Consider the following 15,909-nt stretch of genomic DNA (forward strand, 5'->3'; position numbering starts at 1 on the left):
AAGCATTCTTCGACATAGATTACGCCCCACCCGAGAAAAGCACTTTCTGAAGAGACGCGACCATTCTTATGATTCAGGCGGCACAAACTCTTGAGCGGAGATTTGGTTCCGAAAAAATTATGGTGGTTCGGCCCGGCAGGGGACCGTCGGGGGGAAGGGACTGCCGGGCCGATGGGCACGCTCGCGGGTGAGCGTGGCCCGTGCGGGCACGCCAAAGAAATGGTACTTGGCGTTAAATTGGTCAACTCCGCAGAACCACGCACATTCGAAAGCCGGCAATCTGCCTTCCTGAGAGAAGCCGACTTTCCGCAAACCACCCCTTTCAGCCGATACGCCAACAAGCGTCACAGTCCATTGACGGCCAAGGCACAAGGCCATTGTCATCGAGGAAGTAGCTGAACTTGCCGACGCAGACGCCAAGATAGAAGCGGCCATTGGCATGTCGGCCCACAATGTCGCCGCGCCTCGCCTGACTTGCATGAAGAGATTCACCGAGACGCTGTGTCACGCAATCGTAGAATGACCTGTAGCCATTATCGATCAGCCATTTCCCGGCTTCCTTCCAACTAGCATATTTGCCCGCGAAGTCGCCGCTAATATCTTCGCCGGTCTGCGCCTTGATCGCCCCGCAAACGAACATCGCGCAATCATGACTATCGGGTTTTGTCGCTCCCCAATCGAAGCGATAATCGCTTACCCGGTCGAGATAGGTGGATAGGGCATCGGGCCAGTATTTCGTGCGCTGGAACATCATTTCTCTCCCGATGCTAGGCGGCCAGGCACACGTGGATTGTTAGCGATGCTCACCGCATAGGCTTGGCTGGTATCGAGGGGATCGAATAGGGGCTGGTCGAGGTAGGTTGACGCGCTGGCGTTGGTGATCGACGCCGAATGGCTTTCGATTGTCAGGGTGAAAAGGCGCTGCTGCCCGTCATAGGATAGCGACAGCTTGTCCATCATGCCGAAGCGGACGCGCCTGAACGCCCATGTCGCTGGAGTAACAGCGTTGGGCGGCGTAATCATTAGAGCGCGCCAGAGAATAGCTCTGCGGCCCTTATATTCCGTGCTGTCCAGCGATGCCGCGACGAGAGCATCCGGCGCCGTTTGCGGAACAGCCAGCGCCAAGGAAATCTCTTCCGACCCCTGATAGGAAAAATTGTTGTCGCTGATCTGGATCGGGATGCCCTCGGCAATGGGATCGAAGACATAATTGTCGAGATAAATGTCGCCGCTGCCCATGGGCTGGATGGACGTCCAGCCAGTCCAAAGCCGGGCCGGTTCTGTCTTGAAATCGAAAAAGCCCATGATGGCGGTACGGATGCCTTCGGCTTCCAACGCATCGAGCCATGGCCCTGTGATACCGTCGCGCATGTTGCCTCCTTAGAGCTTCTGGACGCAACTCAGGGATCGCAGATACATGACCTCCGCATCCTGACTGTAGCCGTTGGATTGATCGCCAGATGACAGGCGCAGTTCGACCTTGGGACTCACGAATTCGACAATCGCGCCAGCCGCATAATTTTTCCTAAGCGGCGGCTGGAACTCGATGTTGGCGCGCCCGCTACTGGCGTTGGTGGGGACGACCGTAATCTGATGTAGGGAATTGTTGAGGCTGAAATAATCACCCACTTCCAACCCGGTTGCCTCGCTGCCGGTCCAGCCCTGAACGGCGATGACATTGCTCTCAGCGAACGCCCCATTGTAGATCGACTTGCCGATGATCGACTTGCCGCTGCCGTGGGGCTGATAAAGGAAACTGCCCATGGTGCCTTGAAGCGACATAACCCAGCCGACATGCTCCTTGGCAATGCTGCTGCCGCGCTTCTGGTTGGGAAAGGACAGTTCGACCTGCCATTGAGCAAAGTTGTTCACGATAGAAGCGTGGCCGGTGAACGGTGATTGCGCGACACCCTGGTTGTTGACCAGCTTAATATCTTCGGTCGATGGAGTGATTGGGGGTCCGCTGATCGGATATGTTGTCATTATAGATGCCTCTCGCCCGTTTTAGATATTTAGTGGGCGAGAGCGTTGAATTTATGATTTTGCTATACGGAACCAAGGGGCATTGAAGGCGTCTTGCTATCCAAAAATTCGTGACTTAAGGCGGCGGGATGACTAACAGTGACTTAAAAGTAATCATCAGAGAATTGCTGGCCGTGATGTTCCACAGTGAGGGGCAGCGGAACGCCTTCATGGCTGGATTCAAGAATGAACCGCTTCCTCCTCACTCATCGGAAAAAGCGCGAATGGATTTCCGCCTAGGGCAACGTGTGCGTGAAGCACTCAAGTAGGTGGAGCATCTCTTAAAGTCGCGATCTGCCTAGCTGCTTCATCGTGTAATCGTTGGCCTGGGTCTTGATCATCGGCATCGCCTGAATGATGCCGTTCATGACGAGTTCCTGAGTGCGAGCTTCGTTCTGGCTTTCACGGGCATCGACATTGATCGTCAGGCCACCAGCATTGCCGGCGATCCCGGACAGAACGTTATAGGGCAGAACCTTCGTGCCGCCGCTCAGATAAGCGAGTTCAGGGCCGCGCTCACCGACGAGCTTCCAGCCAGAGGACGAGACGTGACCGCCATTGGCGTGAGCGCCTATGAAATTATTGTAAGCGCCACCCATAACAATGTCGCCGCCAGCTGAGCTGCCACCCATGCCAATGCCCGACAATGCGCCGCTCAGCAGCCCGCCGATCGGTTTGATAAACGCCTGCTGGATGATGATTTCCGCGATTGTCGCAAGGATTTGCTTGCCCACATTCTCGAACACATCGCCAAAGCTCTTCGCGTTCACGATGGCATCAGCCAATCCGCTGCTGATCGATTCCAGCCCATTGACCGCGATGCCTTCAAGAGATTCCTGAACTTCTGTTGCGCTGTCGGGCAAGCTGTCGAGATAGCTTTCCAACGGCCCCATGGTGTTCTTGACCACGGACGCCGACATTGCGCCATATTTGTTGTCGAGGTCATCTAGCCTGCGTTGCGCGGTCGCCCGTTCCTCCGGTGACGCTTTGCTGGTCGCAGACAGAACAGCTTCTAGTTCCAGCTTCTCGCGCTTCTTCTCAAGTTCAAGCCTGCGAAGTTCAATGTCTCGACGCTCGCGTGCTGTTTTTGCCATCTCGCCCGATAAACCAAGCATGTCCAGTTGATCGGAAAGTTCGGCTTCCTTGGACTTTAGCAGTTCTTCTTCAATGCGTGAGGCTTCCTCATTGTTGATCTGATCCTTATGCGCTAGAGCAACCTTCTCTTCCAACTGGATGAGGTTCTTTGCCTCTTCCTCCGTGTATCGCCCGCTTTGGTTCTGCTGAGTCCTAACTTCTTCGAGGATTTCCTTCTTACGGTCGGCAAGTTCCTTTTCGATGGCCTCGCGTTCTCGCGCATAACCTTCCGCATAGTTTCCACGATCAATATAAGATGCGCGAGCAAGTTCAGCATCAGCACGATAAAGATCGCGCTCATAAGCTGCGCGACGTTCGGCTTCCTTCTGAGCGAGTTCCGCTGCCGATGGCCCGCTCGGCTTGGACGATGAGGATTTTTCAGGCTTTGGTTCAGGCAGGTCGCCCTTCGGAACATGGCCTGCTCGCGATGCCGCTACAGCTTGGTTGAGCAAGCCGACTTGTCGCTGCCATTCCTTAAGGTGCTGTTGCGTGTCGTGCCGGAAGGTGGCAATACCAATGTCGGTGCTGCCAGCTCCTTTAGCGTTGTAATAGGCGGCTCTGGCTTCGTGCATCTTCTTTTGGCGGAAGCGAATGTCCATGTTGCTGTCTTCCATGGCCTGGCCCATTTTGCCGCCGAGCAAGACGCCTCCGACCGCGCCGATTGCAGCGCCGGGCTGACCGGCTGCGATGCCGCCAGCCATCGCGCCCATGATGCCCATCGCCACCCTTGGGTTCTGCTGCCAGAATTTCATCAATGCCGATGTGACCGTGGATATTCCGCTGGCGAAGCCTGCGATTGCGCCGGCGTTGGCCGAGATATTCGCAGCCATCTGCGCGCTCAGGATCATTTTCATGGTATCAAGCTGGTCATTTGCCTGACCGGCGTTGCGGATGATGCCTTCATCGAGAACGATGCCCAGATCGCGAGCAGCCCTGGCTTGCAGTTCCAGCCCTTCCGAACCAGCAGCAAGGGTCTGTGTCAGCGTGCCTGCCTTTTTGCCGAACAGGTCCATTGTCGCGGACATCTGCTTTGTGGGATTGTCCAGTTTCTTGATGCCATCAGCGGCTTGTCGGACTGCCTCATCAACATCAAGAGTGGTGACACCATATTCTTTCAGCTTCTTGATCGCCGTATCATTGCCGTTCGCAGCATCGCCGACTGTCTTGGCGAATTTTTCCAACCCTGCATCGGCAGTCTCGAAATCCGATCCCGCCATCTGTGCGGCGTACCGGAACTCTTGGATCATCTTGGTCGAGACGCCAGTTCGATCCGACATATCAGCAATGGCATCGCTGAAATCGAGAGCATCTTGAGTAAGGCCAGCCAACATATCGATGCCAACGGCAGCAGCGAGACCCCTGACAGCCGTGCTTGCCATGTTCATCGAGCCTTGAATGATGCGGCTCGTCTTTGTGCTTTCATCGGCGGCTTTCTTCATGCCGCTCATGAAGGATGCGCTCTCTAGTGATAGACTGGCATATAGACTGCCGAATTGTGCCATGACATTACTCCGTAGGAACTACGGAGTATTTATTGAGGGGCCTTCTTGTTCTGGCGTTCTGTGTATGCTGAGAAGAAGCCTTTGATTTTGAGGTGCAGGTTGCGCTCAGATTGGGATTCTTCTACTTTTGTCTCTTTTGGCCAGCGGTCATAGAAGGTCGGAACAGGAGTGCCTTGCTTACTGTTAGCCATGTAGAAGAGCGTCATCATGTTAGCGGATCGCTCGTCATCAACAGGACAGCCCCATGGCTCAAGCTGATAATAAGCATACCAAGTGACCATTTCCGACATATCCATCAGCGCTATTTCGGAAAGTGTCTTGCCCAGAGCGAGTGCCAATCGGCAGGCGAACAATCGCTCTGGGTTATCCATCAGCCTTTTTTTTCGGCATCGATGTCCTTTGTGATCGCACCTGAATAGGCCATACTCAGCATATGAAGATAAATCTGTTGAACCTGAGCATAAGGCAGCTTTTTCAGTTCGGGTATATCATCGATGGTGAACATGAGATCGCCATTCTCATCCACAACACTGAAGACAATGCCCACCAGAGCCTCGTCTAGCGGTTCCACCTTGGGCATCTTGTCAGGGTCTTTGTTGTAGTCTGCGACGGCCTTTGCGTTATCCTGCAATGTGGTCATGAAAGCCACGCGGCGTTCGACGTTGAACTGCTCCAGGCGAACCGTTGCGTCCCACTCAGGCACGAACAGTTCGGTGGAACGTGGCTTCTGCGACAGCAGGAAGGACTTAGAGGCCAGCGTTGCCATTAGCTCACCGTCACAGCGCCGGAGATTTCGATGGTGGCGGAGCCGGTTAGCTTCTGATCAACAGCGCCGCTCAGCGATTTGCTGAGGACGTAGCCAGAAAAGGCGTAGGTGGTAGCATCGGTATCGTTGAGGGTTAGCTTGAAGTTCTTCAAAGCGCGTGATGCCTTAGCTGCTTCGAGGGCCAGCTGTCCGGCGTCGTCGGGAATGATGTTGAAGTTGATGGATACCTGACCGAAATCCTGTAGGCCCATCAGCTTTTCTTTAGCGGTGCTGTCTAGACTGGTGGTGTCGATGACCGATGCTGAACCGCTGAATGCGGAGAAATCGTTGATCCTTGCGATAGGAGTGAAGACGCCGGTCGCAGTTTCAATTGCTAGGACAGTGCCCTGAGTTTCGATGGCGGTTGTCATTATCTTTATAGCCTCCAAAAGTTGGTAGCTCGCCTCTCAGGGCTTGCTTCCACTATTTATTGTTGGAGGCTTGGGTCGACTTGATCAGTCAGGGGAGAAATGCACGTCCACTTCAGCGATGATCCGAAACAGCTTTGGATCGCCGGATAAATCAGAGGCATCGAACTCGTTGTCGATCCTAATGTAATTGATTGGCGCAGTGGCATGTTGAGAAAGCCCGCGAACAATATCATCGGCTATGTTCTGCGCTGCCTTCAGGCTGGTTGAGTAAACATCAATGCGATAGGATGCGATCACCAAGCCTGTTGTGCCATCAACAGCTATATCGCGCTGAGTCCCGGTCCTCTGATAGACAATGAAGGGCGCGGTTGCATTCTCAGGTGCGAGAACCGGGTAGACTTTGATAGTTCCGGTCTGTGCGGTAAGCGCAGCATAGAAGGAGACGTCCATAATCAGCGCCTCCCATACTTCTTCGCTAGACGTTCGATGGAAGCACTAAGTGATGCCCTGACTTTCTCCAGAACAACGGGAGCGGCATTGTCGAAAGCACCCTTTGCGAAGGGCCTAGCGATCATCTTGACAGTGCCATATTCAAGAAAGCGCGCCCAGAATGCTGACCCGAACGTCACATAAGCTGCGACATGGAAGGCTTTCTTGGGACGGCCCATCTTAACTTTGATGTTATCGCGGGCATGACCGTAATCGACAGTGACGCTTTCACCGCTTTTGTTCCTGTAAGTGCGGGAAGTGTCATCGTCGCCAACGGGAGTGGCATCTTTCACATGGTCAGATAGAGCTTTCGCACCCGCGCGAATTGCCGATCTGCCTGCCCTTGTGGCTAGTTCCGGCCCTAGTTGTTCCAAACCCGTCTTGAGTTCATCCCAGCCTCTCATTTCCATGCGAATTCTATCAGCCATTTTTATGTTCTCGTTGTTGGCGTCACATATTTAGTCAGGCTGTCATGCTGCGAACCATCAGGAAGAGACCCTTGCCATCCTCGAAATCCTCAAGGCCGGTGATCGCGTAAGTGACGCCCTTGTGCTGGACGGTCATTGCGGTGGTGATGTCGTTGCGGTGGCGAATGAGGAACTTAGCCTCTGCCTGCGATACCTGACCTGCGGCGCGGCTGATGTCCTTCGCGGTCAGCTGCCATGTCGCGGCCCATACCGTCGCCACAACTTGTGGAGCGCCGCCTATGACCTCGCCAATGTCATTCGTGGTGGGGCTGCTGGTCGTCAGTATCGTGATGCGGTGCCTTAATGCGCCCGCGTTCATAGACCACCGATGCGGTATGGATTGAGCAGGTTGCGGAATGTCGCGTCTGCTGTGTCCTGGCCCTCACGACCGGCATAGGACGAACCTACATGAACAGCGATCGCTTGCTTGATCGCAGCCGGGATCGCGTCAGGATCAGCGTAGCCGGCGTCACAGGTGAGGATGAGTGTGCGATTGCCCCTGATCTGCCCTGAGAGCGTCACTACAGCGCCAGTGTCGCGCAGCAGCACCCAGTAGCTGTCTGGATCGGGCAGGGGTTCTTTGACGCCCTCTGCATCCATGAGCTGGACATCGCTAATAGCGATGACGGGCGCAGTCGGAACGGTGAAGCGTTTACAGCCCTCGTCGAAGGCATATTCGACGGTAGTAGGTGCGATTGATCGGTTCGTGTAACTTTCAGCTGCCTCTTGTGCAGCGCGGATCAGGCTTTCGACCAGAGCGTCTTCGGCATCTTCGTCAATGCGGCACCATTCCTTCGCCTGTTCAACGGAAATGGCAAGAAAGCTGTTGTCGCGGGAAATCGTTGTTTTCATCCGGGGATACCTCCCGGATATTTAGCTGGGGGAACATCGCTGATAAAAAGTCATTGAAAACTATATCTCATTCATGGCTAAGAGAATTTGAACAAAAAGGGGGACCTAATGCTGGCCAAGATGCGCTTGAACTTCCGATCCGCTTTCGTGGCCTTGACCGCCTTCGGTGCCGTTAGTGTTGGGCTGTTGCCTCACACGTCTGATGCTCAGCCGAACCGCGTCTATCAGGGCCGGATTATGTATCCCGATTTTAATGGCAGGGATCGGCAGTACGCGATGTTTAGAACGCGGATCGTCAACGAAATGCGTACCGGCCCAAATTTTGCGGGACACTACGCCATGGTCGAGATTGGTTGTGGCACAAGCTGCCGTTTCGCACTGGTAGCTGATGTCGCAACTGGGAAGGTAAGCCGCTTTCCTTATGGCGGGGAAGAATACTACATGCTTTGGCTCACCTACAATGTTAAGAGCCATTATATCGAGGCGCAATGGCAGCAAGGCGAAAAGTGTGTCAAGGACACGCTGAAATGGAATGGTGTAAGATTTGTCTCAACCAACAAGCGGGTCGTGGGCGATGCTTCGACATGTGATTTGTAACAAGCAAATTATCAGGTGAGACGAGAAAGCCCGCCAGTTTCCTGACGGGCTTTTACTTTGCGAGTTCGTCTCGCGGGATCGCTTACGAAGCGGCGATCTTGAGCAGCTTGACCGCCTCACTGTTGCCGACGATGCCGCCGAAACGCTTGGAAGTCTTGATCGCGATATACGCGTCATAGCTGTATGGGTCGCGAAGCATCGAGGTGCCGACCAGATCATAGACGCGGTAGGCTTGCTTGAGATCACCGAACATCAACGGCACGTTGCCTGCGCCGATTGCCTGTAGGTCTTCTACACCGTCAACGACAGGGTAGCCGAGGAAGGTCGAAGGCTGACCAGCGACGAGCGACTGAACCCACAGCGGATTGCCGTTTGCGTCCTTCAGTTTGCGGAGTTCACCGGCCATCTGGCGGGTTGCATACCACTTAGCGTTGGCGCGGTAGATTGGGTTCAGGGCAGTGACGATGTCCTGATACTTGTCTGCGTAGGTGTTAGCCGCTGGCAGAGCAGCAGCCTGACCCGATGCGATATACTGGATCGAACCGAATGCGCGAGTAGCGTCGCCGGTAGAAACAGCGGTGTGCTGAAGGATGCCCTTTGGCTGACCAGTGCCCGAACCGTTGATGATGGCTGCACCAACGTCCTTACCGAACTTCACGCCGACGCGCTCGGTCACATAGCCTTCAAGATCGAAATAGGCATCGTTCAGGGCGTAGTGCGAGATCAGCGGCTTGGCGAACAGGGTGCCGAAAGGAACCGCGACTTCCGCGAACGAAGGGGTTGCGGTTTCGCCATACATGCCGTTGGTGCCGGTTTCGTTGACCCAGCTGGAGCCAGTACCGCCGAGATCGACATGAATCTTTACGTCTGGAGTGCCGGTCTGCTGGACATTCACTTCGCCGAGTACGGGCGAAACATCGATGGCAAGCTGGATCAGGTTCTTGTCGAACTCTTCAGGAACGAGGTAGCCACCGGCTGCGCCAATCGCGCCAGCGTCTGCACCTGTTTGCGTGGTTACAGCGCGGGTGTTGAGGCCGGTCTGTAGATAGTTGCGGAGTTCCAGACCCCAATTGCTCTTGGTGATGATCGCTGGAGCGCCGATGCGGCCCGACTTGACCGAGAAGCTCTTCTGTTCTTCAGCAACGCTATCAACGGTCTCTTCAACATCGGAGACGGTGGAAGTTAGAGATTCAACGGCCGTAGAAAGAGTGGCAATCTTTTCGCCTACTTCAGTAATGCGAGCGTCGTAGGTGGACTTGAACTCTTCCAGCGCGGCTACAACCGCATCTGTCTTATCAGTTTCATCTGACATATTATGTTCTCTCCTGTTAATAGGATTATGTTTTTGTTCTGTGACCTATTGACAGGATCGCCCCTGTAGCGGCTCACTTGAGCAAGCCGTTGCTTGCTTCTCCTCATATTTATTAAGTTGAAGGGGCGAGGTTACTACTTGCCCAGAAGCCTATTCAGGCGAGCATTGAACTCATTCATCTCTGCCCGCTTGCGCTCTTGCTCGGCCAGATACTTCTTGCTCTCGAACTGGCCAGCAACAGTCTCAGCTTCCTTGCGTGACAAGCCGCGTTCGCGAAGTAGGCGTTCAAGATCGCGGATGCTCATATCATCAATGTTGGACTTGATGTCGGAGACGAGCGCGCTTCCATTGGCAGGAATGTTGACGACGCTGACTTCGACAAGGTCCGCTTCAGAGATTGTGCGGCGATAGTTGTCTGACTTAGCGGCCATCTCCCAAACGACCGGATAGAAGCCAATCGACAAGCCCTTGATTAAACCGGCCTTGAGCGCCTTGTATGTGTCGATGCCATCCGTGCTATCGAGAAGTTCCCCGGTCATCTTCAGGCCATAGTCATCCTCTTCTACTGAGGTCCACTGACCGATGGGCAAACGATCCGCCGCATGGTTGAGGAACATGAATGGCATTGTGCCATTGTCGATGTGCCTCTGAATACTGGTGGCGAAGGAACCCTTCGCCATGATGTCGCCATAGCTATCGACGTTGCCGAACACGGAACCATAGCCACTAAAAGTCATGGTCTTTGTTTCGGTCTCGGCTTCTACGGCGAGTTTACACTCAATCCCCAGTAGGGACTTCTTCTCAGTTGTTAGCATCGGGATCATCCTGTGTTTCATCATTCGGTGCAGGAGCCTGCTGACCGAACAAGTTGGCTGCTGGGGTGAGTTGATCCGCTTTCGGATCGTCAGAGCGAGGCAGGTCTTCCTTCTCGCGGATTTCGTTGATCGTCATCGCGCCCATGGCGCGCATCGCGTTGAAGTAAGCCACGCGATCAGCAGTGCTGGCTTCCATGAGAGCGCGGCTATCCAGCTTGATGTAGAGGCCCGCCTTCTTTTCCTGAGGCGTAAGCAGCGCCTTTCGGGCCGATTGCTCGAAGCGTTCGTACCAGGGCATCAATGTGTGGGCGATGTGAGCGAGGAGAAGCTGCTCGACCGAGTTGTAGGAGGTCGCGCCGGGCTGCATGACCATGATGGGCAGCACGCGAAAGGCGCGGCAAAGCTCTTCAATCTGGAACCTGCGGCTTTCGATCCACTGCGCGTCATTGGCGCTGGAAGCTAATGCCTGCCAAGTGAGGCCGCCGTCGAGCAGGGCGGTCTTATGCGCGTTACCGACGCCGCTATGCTGTTCCTGCCACGCCTTTTTCAGCGCAACTTTCTGCTCAACGGTCAGGGTAGTGGGGGAAGTCAGAATGCCGCTGGGGCGAGCGCCGTTCTTGAAGAGGTTAGCACCATATTGTTCGGAAGCCAGCGCAAGGCCGATTGCTTCGCGGGCCAGCTTTGTCGCGTTAAGTCCGACCACTCCGTCCCAGCTTGGACCTTTGATGTGCCACATATCGCGAGCGGGCACATCGATGGGGCCGTTCTTCGTGGCTACGCGATAGAAAACCGTATAGTCGTCTAACTGAACAGGAGTGACGCTCTTTGGAACGAAAGCGTAAAGTTCCTGAGGTGTGCCGAGAGCATCGCGATTGATGAAGGCGTATCCGTTGCCGGTCAGAACAGCATGGATGGCCAACTGTTCGCGAAACTCATAAGAAGTCTGCCATTCATTCGGCTCACTCCGCAACAGATCGTAAAGTGGATGATCTTTTGCATCTTCGCCTCTGCGTCCGTCTGCGCTCTTCAAGAGTTTGAAGGGAACCTGAGCAATGCCCTCAGCGATAACTCTCACAATACAGAGCACCGCACTTGAGTAGAGTGCTTGTTCATCAATTGGATTGATGGCCGACCCTTCACCTGCCGCAATCGCGGCTGCGATCTCATCTAGCGAACGGCGGCGGATAGGATTGAGAGATTTAAGATCAAATCCGAATAGTTTCATGTATGTTTCTGCCCGTCTCCTTAGTAGAGGTATTTATGCGGCGGGCAGTTCGGCGACTTAGAAGAACTCAATTCCTGGGATGATGAGTTCGGGTTCGTTCATCTTCATCGCGTAAGCCATCAATGCGGCAACAATGCCGTCGATCTTCAAGTGATGCTGCTTGTCTGGCTTGTTGGGAAACAGGTGATTGGCTGAGTTTGGCCTGATGCTCACATTGCCAGCCATCCAGTTCATGCAAGGGTTGTTGGCGTGGCGCAATTTGTTGTCTGCGATCAGCGCCTCAAACTCCAGCATGACCGGATTATAGTTGCCGATGTTCTGCGCGAACTTCCTGACATCAATGTTGGGATATTGGTCCTGAATCTCTTGCGCGAACTGATGGCCCTGCCATGGGTCATAAGCGACGCCCTTGATCTGGAATTGTGCTGCTAGTTTCTCGAATTGTTCCTTGATCGCCGCAAAGTCCGTTGCATTGCCCGGTGTCAGAATAATGTGACCACTGCTCGCCCAGCTGCGATAGGCGTCGGCGTTCTTACTGCCCTGAACAGCGCCTTCGGGCAGGAAGAAGAAAGGGAAGAAATATGGCGTCTGTCCGTCCATTACGCACAGGGCTAGCGCCGATATGTCGGTCTGCGTCGAAACGTCATAAGCCACGAAGGCAGGATTGCCTGTTAGTTCGGCAAGCGTCTTGTCAGAAGAGCAAGCTGCCCATGCGCGCTGATCCAGCCATCCGCTTGTGCTGTTTTCCCAGACATTCAGATGCTTGGTGAGCAGCGCGGCCTTCTTGGCCGGTTTGTTGAGGGCTTCCTCATATTGGTTGCGGAGATAATTTTCCTGAATGCTGACGCCGAAGTTCGGGTTGGCCTTTTTCCAGACCTCGAAATTCGTCCAGTCATCCTCCTTGTCGATCGTGAAGATCGCCGCGAACAACGTCGGGGTCGTGACCATGCCTGCCAGGACGAGTTCCGCGTCCACCTGTAGCTGGCGGCAGGGACCGGCAACGTTGAAGCCCGCCGTGGTAATGGTGAGCAGCAAGGGCTGGGTTCTGGAACCCATGCCCGTTTTCATCGTGTCATATTGTTCGCTGCTGTCGTTTTCGTGCGCCTCGTCCAAGATCGCGCAATGCGGGTTCGAACCATCGCCGGGTTTGCCGATCATCGAACGGATGAACGATCCGGTGCCGGGACTGAACACGGATTTGGCATGAACCTCGATGCCAGCAGCCTCCATAAATTGTGGAGAGCGCAGGACCATCTGGCGCGCTGGTTCGAAACAGGCGTCCGCCTGATCCTTGGAGTTCGCGCCGATCCAGACTTCCGCGCCTGCCTCATTGTCGAGGAATGCCATGTAGGTGGCGACGCCCGCCGCGAATGTGGACTTGCCGTTTTTACGGGGAATGAGCAGCAAAGCCTCTGTGACTTTGCGAAGCTGGGTATCGGGATGGACGAAGCCGAAGATCCCGGCGAGAACCCAGACTTGCCACGGCTCCAGCCTGATCGTCTCACGCTTGCTGGCCCACTGGCCTTTGCTGTGCGGAAGAAGCTGGATGAAACGGCAGACACGTTCGACGGCCTTGGGCTTGAACTCCCATTGGTCGCCGTCGATGTCGTCGAGGAAGAGCTGGCAGGACTGCTGAATTTGCTGGCAGGCGGCGATTGAGCCGGATGTTACGCCCTCGGAATAGCTAATAGCGATGCGCGTGAAATGGCCGTCGCCTTCAAGCCACATGGGTTATTCACCGAGCAGGCTCGCGAAGGGGTTGGACTGATCGGGTTCGGCAACCTTGCCGCGCTGCGCCCGTGATGGCGCACCGCCGATGCCTAATAGCTCTCGCTGCTTCCTGAGTTCGACAAGCTGATTGCCCCTTGGCTCGCCACCGGATCGGAATGTCTCGCGAACTATGGCTGCGAGGCAGCAATAATCCGCGAACAGGCTGCTATCGAGGACCGACGTTCCGCTCTGAGTGACGCGCTCCAATTCCTCATGCCAGACAGCTTGCGCTTCAGCACCGAGGTAATCTGGCATGACCGGCGGGGCGACGCTGGTCGGGATGATGATGTTGGGATTATCACGGCAGGGGCGATAGCTTCCGACAGCCTGCTTCTCTTCAATGCTTTTCTTCTTGGGTCCGCGCTTCATTTTTACTGTTCAGATATAGGATGCCTTGTGCTATTTATTCCTTCATTTCTTCGAGAATGGAGGAATCTATGGCGATCAATATTTCGGTAGCTAGTGAAGTTTCACGAGGCTCGATTAAGCCATTTTACCTGTTCGCCATGCCTCGATCACAATCATCACTCATTCGCAAGATTGACGAAGAGCGGATGGATGAACAAAGTCTGAAATCCACCACCTCATATTTGGCCTATGTTGTAGAACCTTTGAGTTGGGCCGCCATCGCGTATGAAATCATAAAAGCTGTAGTCATTCGCGCTCTCGGCGAGATCGTAAGCGGGTTGCTTGGCGGCAGTAGCACAAAGGAGGTGGTTCGCCGCCTTTTTGCTGCGATTGTTGAAGCGATTAGGCAGCAGCTTAAGGAGCAATGGATAGATGAGGTGACAGCAAAATTGAGCGGCCTTCGTGACTCATTGGTCGCTTATGAGCGAAGTCCTGAGTCTCGAAAGGGGACGCTCGATGAGATGTTGGTTGCTGCTGACCAACTGTACAATGAAGCTGTCGCCATTGGTAGGCCGGCTTTGGGCGTCGTAACAGTGGCATCGGCGTTGCGGTTCGGGGTTAATGTCGAGCAGTATAAAATTTCAAAGACTCAAGGGGACTTCGATACTGTACGGGCCTGTGTATCCAGCTTCTCAGATTTTGTTGACGGCATTGAGAAAGATTTACCTCGTTTAGCCCAAAGCTATTTCACAGGAATAAAGCACAAGCGATTTTTATCAAAGGAGGAGGGGTATTGGTATTGGGAGTACACTTACTTGGGCCAAGGTCACAGGTTTGATTTTGAGCACTTAGCAAAAAGCGCGCTTTCACGTCACATCGCTTCTGAAACTGAGAACCTCGTAACGAATCTCATCGTTCCGGCACGTACTATTTCAGCAGAAATGGATAATGCTTTGATGTCATTGGAAGCGGGGCAAGGTGTTTAAATCGTACACGCATCTTTTGTGTTGGGGCGTTGTTGCTATAGAGGACTGCTCTCACAAAAATAGGCGCCCCTCTGGCCTGCCGCACTATGGCAGCATGATAAACTATTCTGAACGCCGTCTTCCGCCTCTTCTTGGCTTGTCAAGTCTTTTGTAGACGCGAACTGCTCTCTGGCAGTAAGTAGTTGACAAGAACTCAAGCAGGGAAGGGTTAATGATGTTTAAGTTCATGTTCCGGTTCGCACTAGCGTTGCTATTGATTATCTCTTTGGGTCCGCTTGCAGTCTTTAACATCATGGCTGCTCAACAGGCATGGCATGATAGTGGCCTAGTTTTCGAGTCTCCGTTACTCGGCATTAGATTCTAAAGCGCCTGCGGTTCTCTTCGGCTGTCTTGGCGGCATGGCATGGACCGCATAAGCTCTGCGTATTCTCGTAAACATCTTTGCCGCCGTCTGCCCTAGGTGTGATGTGGTCCACCTGTGTTGCTGGCGTGATGTGTCCATTCAGTTGGCAGGCACGACATAACGGCTCTTCCGCCATTCGTCTGGCTCTTACCTTGCGCCAGTTATGGTCATAGACATACTGCTCGGCTCTGACCGGCTTTAGCTTCTTGCCGCCATGAGAAAAGTTGCGTGGTGTGCTGGGCATGATGTTGTCTCTTGCTGTTCTCCGTCGCTTTTAGTTATCGCGGTGTTCCGATCTTTCTGGTTGTCAAGTTCAGAAAGTGGATGATTATCTGGTCGGGCGACAACATACGATGTTGGCAGGGCAATAGAGCGCTGCTTAGATCGGAGTTACACACAATGGCTGCTTTTAATCCCGCAATGATCGTTTCCGCTGCTAAGTCGGCAGAGTTCGCCGGGCAAGCAAGTCAGGATCGGACTGCTAAAGCGATCTTGCTCGAGGGCATTATGCGTCAGTTGGACTTCTACGCTAACCCAACGAAAGAAGGTCGGCGCTGGTTCGTTCGCGGCCAGAAGGAAGTCTGCATAACGCTGCGGATCGGCAATAAGCCTCTCAAGCTCAATGGCGAGGAAACAAAGGTGGTTGTGCCCGCAGAGCATTTTGAAGCGGCGATGAAGCACTATGCTGGCGAGGTGGAGAAGGGCTCTTTTGACGCTCAGTTGAAGGAAGCCGAGAAGGCGATGGGTGTCCGCAAGGATAAGCTGCGGAAGACCCGTGCGGAAAAGAAATCTGCTCAGCCCAAGTAAGCGA

The 15,909-nt window shown here is 54.2% G+C and carries 21 protein-coding genes; 4 read left to right on the forward strand and 17 right to left on the reverse strand.

The annotated features are described in order from the left end of the window. Positions 1-322 precede the first annotated feature (322 nt). From A0J57_RS20085 to A0J57_RS20095, 3 genes are read right to left on the reverse strand one after another with little or no spacing between them, the layout of a single operon-like run. Complete coding sequence (locus tag A0J57_RS20085; RefSeq protein WP_061939030.1) at positions 323-754, reverse strand: hypothetical protein; 432 nt, start codon at positions 752-754, stop codon at positions 323-325. Beyond that, positions 751-1,371, reverse strand: a complete 621-nt coding sequence (locus A0J57_RS20090; RefSeq protein WP_061939032.1) for a hypothetical protein — start codon at positions 1,369-1,371, stop codon at positions 751-753. Before A0J57_RS20090 ends, A0J57_RS20085 begins: the two co-directional genes overlap by 4 nt. Before the next feature lie 9 nt (positions 1,372-1,380). After that, positions 1,381-1,983, reverse strand: coding sequence for a hypothetical protein (locus tag A0J57_RS20095; RefSeq protein ID WP_061939034.1), 603 nt, complete (start codon positions 1,981-1,983; stop codon positions 1,381-1,383). A gap of 128 nt (positions 1,984-2,111) precedes the next feature. On the opposite strand from A0J57_RS20095, the gene A0J57_RS26125 reads away from it, so the two are divergent. Further along, a complete protein-coding gene (locus A0J57_RS26125) occupies positions 2,112-2,291 on the forward strand; it encodes a hypothetical protein (protein WP_153017857.1) in 180 nt (59 codons plus the stop codon). Between the two features lie 12 nt (positions 2,292-2,303). On the opposite strand, the gene A0J57_RS20100 is transcribed toward A0J57_RS26125, so the two are convergent. The 8 genes from A0J57_RS20100 to A0J57_RS20135 form a co-directional block, all read right to left on the reverse strand. Then, positions 2,304-4,658, reverse strand: a complete 2,355-nt coding sequence (locus A0J57_RS20100) for a phage tail tape measure protein (protein ID WP_153017858.1) — start codon at positions 4,656-4,658, stop codon at positions 2,304-2,306. 29 nt (positions 4,659-4,687) lie between these two features. Next, the gene (locus A0J57_RS20105; protein ID WP_061939037.1) at positions 4,688-5,029 is read right to left on the reverse strand and encodes a hypothetical protein; all 342 of its coding nucleotides are present in this window, start codon (positions 5,027-5,029) and stop codon (positions 4,688-4,690) included. Beyond that, complete coding sequence (locus A0J57_RS20110) at positions 5,029-5,424, reverse strand: hypothetical protein (protein WP_061939039.1); 396 nt, start codon at positions 5,422-5,424, stop codon at positions 5,029-5,031. The genes A0J57_RS20105 and A0J57_RS20110 overlap by 1 nt, the downstream gene beginning before the upstream one ends. Then, positions 5,424-5,834 carry a phage tail tube protein gene (locus tag A0J57_RS20115; protein ID WP_061939041.1) on the reverse strand — a complete coding sequence of 137 codons (411 nt, stop codon included), beginning with the start codon at positions 5,832-5,834 and terminating at the stop codon, positions 5,424-5,426. Before A0J57_RS20115 ends, A0J57_RS20110 begins: the two co-directional genes overlap by 1 nt. A gap of 84 nt (positions 5,835-5,918) precedes the next feature. Next, positions 5,919-6,284 (reverse strand): DUF3168 domain-containing protein, encoded by a 366-nt coding sequence (locus A0J57_RS20120; RefSeq protein ID WP_061939043.1) that lies wholly within the window; start codon positions 6,282-6,284, stop codon positions 5,919-5,921. Between the two features lie 2 nt (positions 6,285-6,286). Beyond that, a complete protein-coding gene (locus A0J57_RS20125) occupies positions 6,287-6,751 on the reverse strand; it encodes an HK97-gp10 family putative phage morphogenesis protein (RefSeq protein ID WP_082718758.1) in 465 nt (154 codons plus the stop codon). Between the two features lie 34 nt (positions 6,752-6,785). Continuing rightward, complete coding sequence (locus A0J57_RS20130; protein WP_061939045.1) at positions 6,786-7,109, reverse strand: phage head closure protein; 324 nt, start codon at positions 7,107-7,109, stop codon at positions 6,786-6,788. Continuing rightward, on the reverse strand, positions 7,106-7,642 hold the full coding sequence (locus tag A0J57_RS20135) for a head-tail connector protein (RefSeq protein ID WP_061939047.1): 537 nt from the start codon (positions 7,640-7,642) through the stop codon (positions 7,106-7,108). Before A0J57_RS20135 ends, A0J57_RS20130 begins: the two co-directional genes overlap by 4 nt. A gap of 108 nt (positions 7,643-7,750) precedes the next feature. Here A0J57_RS20135 and A0J57_RS20140 point away from each other — a divergent pair, with 108 nt between their 5' ends. Further along, positions 7,751-8,239, forward strand: a complete 489-nt coding sequence (locus A0J57_RS20140; protein WP_061939048.1) for a hypothetical protein — start codon at positions 7,751-7,753, stop codon at positions 8,237-8,239. 82 nt (positions 8,240-8,321) lie between these two features. On the opposite strand, the gene A0J57_RS20145 is transcribed toward A0J57_RS20140, so the two are convergent. The 5 genes from A0J57_RS20145 to A0J57_RS20165 all read right to left on the reverse strand — a co-directional run bounded on the left by A0J57_RS20145 (position 8,322) and on the right by A0J57_RS20165 (position 13,730). Further along, on the reverse strand, positions 8,322-9,572 hold the full coding sequence (locus tag A0J57_RS20145) for a phage major capsid protein (protein ID WP_268873897.1): 1,251 nt from the start codon (positions 9,570-9,572) through the stop codon (positions 8,322-8,324). 113 nt (positions 9,573-9,685) lie between these two features. Then, the gene (locus tag A0J57_RS20150; RefSeq protein WP_062017375.1) at positions 9,686-10,375 is read right to left on the reverse strand and encodes an HK97 family phage prohead protease; all 690 of its coding nucleotides are present in this window, start codon (positions 10,373-10,375) and stop codon (positions 9,686-9,688) included. Continuing rightward, positions 10,353-11,591 carry a phage portal protein gene (locus A0J57_RS20155; protein ID WP_082718760.1) on the reverse strand — a complete coding sequence of 413 codons (1,239 nt, stop codon included), beginning with the start codon at positions 11,589-11,591 and terminating at the stop codon, positions 10,353-10,355. The genes A0J57_RS20150 and A0J57_RS20155 overlap by 23 nt, the downstream gene beginning before the upstream one ends. 57 nt (positions 11,592-11,648) lie before the next feature. Next, entirely contained in the window at positions 11,649-13,319 is a 1,671-nt protein-coding gene (locus A0J57_RS20160; RefSeq protein ID WP_061939054.1) for a terminase large subunit, read from the reverse strand. Between the two features lie 3 nt (positions 13,320-13,322). Continuing rightward, positions 13,323-13,730, reverse strand: coding sequence for a hypothetical protein (locus tag A0J57_RS20165; RefSeq protein WP_061939057.1), 408 nt, complete (start codon positions 13,728-13,730; stop codon positions 13,323-13,325). 68 nt (positions 13,731-13,798) lie between these two features. Between A0J57_RS20165 and A0J57_RS20170 the strand changes: the two genes are divergently transcribed. After that, on the forward strand, positions 13,799-14,695 hold the full coding sequence (locus A0J57_RS20170; protein ID WP_153017859.1) for a hypothetical protein: 897 nt from the start codon (positions 13,799-13,801) through the stop codon (positions 14,693-14,695). A gap of 353 nt (positions 14,696-15,048) precedes the next feature. Here A0J57_RS20170 and A0J57_RS25520 read toward each other — a convergent pair whose 3' ends face one another. After that, a complete protein-coding gene (locus A0J57_RS25520; protein WP_076605799.1) occupies positions 15,049-15,342 on the reverse strand; it encodes an HNH endonuclease in 294 nt (97 codons plus the stop codon). Between the two features lie 155 nt (positions 15,343-15,497). Between A0J57_RS25520 and A0J57_RS20175 the strand changes: the two genes are divergently transcribed. Then, positions 15,498-15,905, forward strand: a complete 408-nt coding sequence (locus tag A0J57_RS20175; RefSeq protein ID WP_153017860.1) for a hypothetical protein — start codon at positions 15,498-15,500, stop codon at positions 15,903-15,905. The last annotated feature ends 4 nt before the right edge of the window (positions 15,906-15,909 follow it).

It is taken from the genome of Sphingobium sp. 22B, assembly GCF_001580035.1.
GTDB lineage: Bacteria > Pseudomonadota > Alphaproteobacteria > Sphingomonadales > Sphingomonadaceae > Sphingobium > Sphingobium fuliginis.

What these genes read in the sequence shown, in the direction of transcription:
- A0J57_RS20085 (WP_061939030.1), bottom strand. Translation starts at nt 754, where the DNA reads ATGATGTTCCAGCGCACGAAATACTGGCCCGATGCCCTATCCACCTAT.
- A0J57_RS20090 (WP_061939032.1), bottom strand. Translation starts at nt 1,371, where the DNA reads ATGCGCGACGGTATCACAGGGCCATGGCTCGATGCGTTGGAAGCCGAA.
- A0J57_RS20095 (WP_061939034.1), bottom strand. Translation starts at nt 1,983, where the DNA reads ATGACAACATATCCGATCAGCGGACCCCCAATCACTCCATCGACCGAA.
- A0J57_RS26125 (WP_153017857.1), top strand. Translation starts at nt 2,112, where the DNA reads ATGACTAACAGTGACTTAAAAGTAATCATCAGAGAATTGCTGGCCGTG.
- A0J57_RS20100 (WP_153017858.1), bottom strand. Translation starts at nt 4,658, where the DNA reads ATGGCACAATTCGGCAGTCTATATGCCAGTCTATCACTAGAGAGCGCA.
- A0J57_RS20105 (WP_061939037.1), bottom strand. Translation starts at nt 5,029, where the DNA reads ATGGATAACCCAGAGCGATTGTTCGCCTGCCGATTGGCACTCGCTCTG.
- A0J57_RS20110 (WP_061939039.1), bottom strand. Translation starts at nt 5,424, where the DNA reads ATGGCAACGCTGGCCTCTAAGTCCTTCCTGCTGTCGCAGAAGCCACGT.
- A0J57_RS20115 (WP_061939041.1), bottom strand. Translation starts at nt 5,834, where the DNA reads ATGACAACCGCCATCGAAACTCAGGGCACTGTCCTAGCAATTGAAACT.
- A0J57_RS20120 (WP_061939043.1), bottom strand. Translation starts at nt 6,284, where the DNA reads ATGGACGTCTCCTTCTATGCTGCGCTTACCGCACAGACCGGAACTATC.
- A0J57_RS20125 (WP_082718758.1), bottom strand. Translation starts at nt 6,751, where the DNA reads ATGGCTGATAGAATTCGCATGGAAATGAGAGGCTGGGATGAACTCAAG.
- A0J57_RS20130 (WP_061939045.1), bottom strand. Translation starts at nt 7,109, where the DNA reads ATGAACGCGGGCGCATTAAGGCACCGCATCACGATACTGACGACCAGC.
- A0J57_RS20135 (WP_061939047.1), bottom strand. Translation starts at nt 7,642, where the DNA reads ATGAAAACAACGATTTCCCGCGACAACAGCTTTCTTGCCATTTCCGTT.
- A0J57_RS20140 (WP_061939048.1), top strand. Translation starts at nt 7,751, where the DNA reads ATGCTGGCCAAGATGCGCTTGAACTTCCGATCCGCTTTCGTGGCCTTG.
- A0J57_RS20150 (WP_062017375.1), bottom strand. Translation starts at nt 10,375, where the DNA reads ATGATCCCGATGCTAACAACTGAGAAGAAGTCCCTACTGGGGATTGAG.
- A0J57_RS20155 (WP_082718760.1), bottom strand. Translation starts at nt 11,591, where the DNA reads ATGAAACTATTCGGATTTGATCTTAAATCTCTCAATCCTATCCGCCGC.
- A0J57_RS20160 (WP_061939054.1), bottom strand. Translation starts at nt 13,319, where the DNA reads ATGTGGCTTGAAGGCGACGGCCATTTCACGCGCATCGCTATTAGCTAT.
- A0J57_RS20165 (WP_061939057.1), bottom strand. Translation starts at nt 13,730, where the DNA reads ATGAAGCGCGGACCCAAGAAGAAAAGCATTGAAGAGAAGCAGGCTGTC.
- A0J57_RS20170 (WP_153017859.1), top strand. Translation starts at nt 13,799, where the DNA reads ATGGCGATCAATATTTCGGTAGCTAGTGAAGTTTCACGAGGCTCGATT.
- A0J57_RS25520 (WP_076605799.1), bottom strand. Translation starts at nt 15,342, where the DNA reads ATGCCCAGCACACCACGCAACTTTTCTCATGGCGGCAAGAAGCTAAAG.
- A0J57_RS20175 (WP_153017860.1), top strand. Translation starts at nt 15,498, where the DNA reads ATGGCTGCTTTTAATCCCGCAATGATCGTTTCCGCTGCTAAGTCGGCA.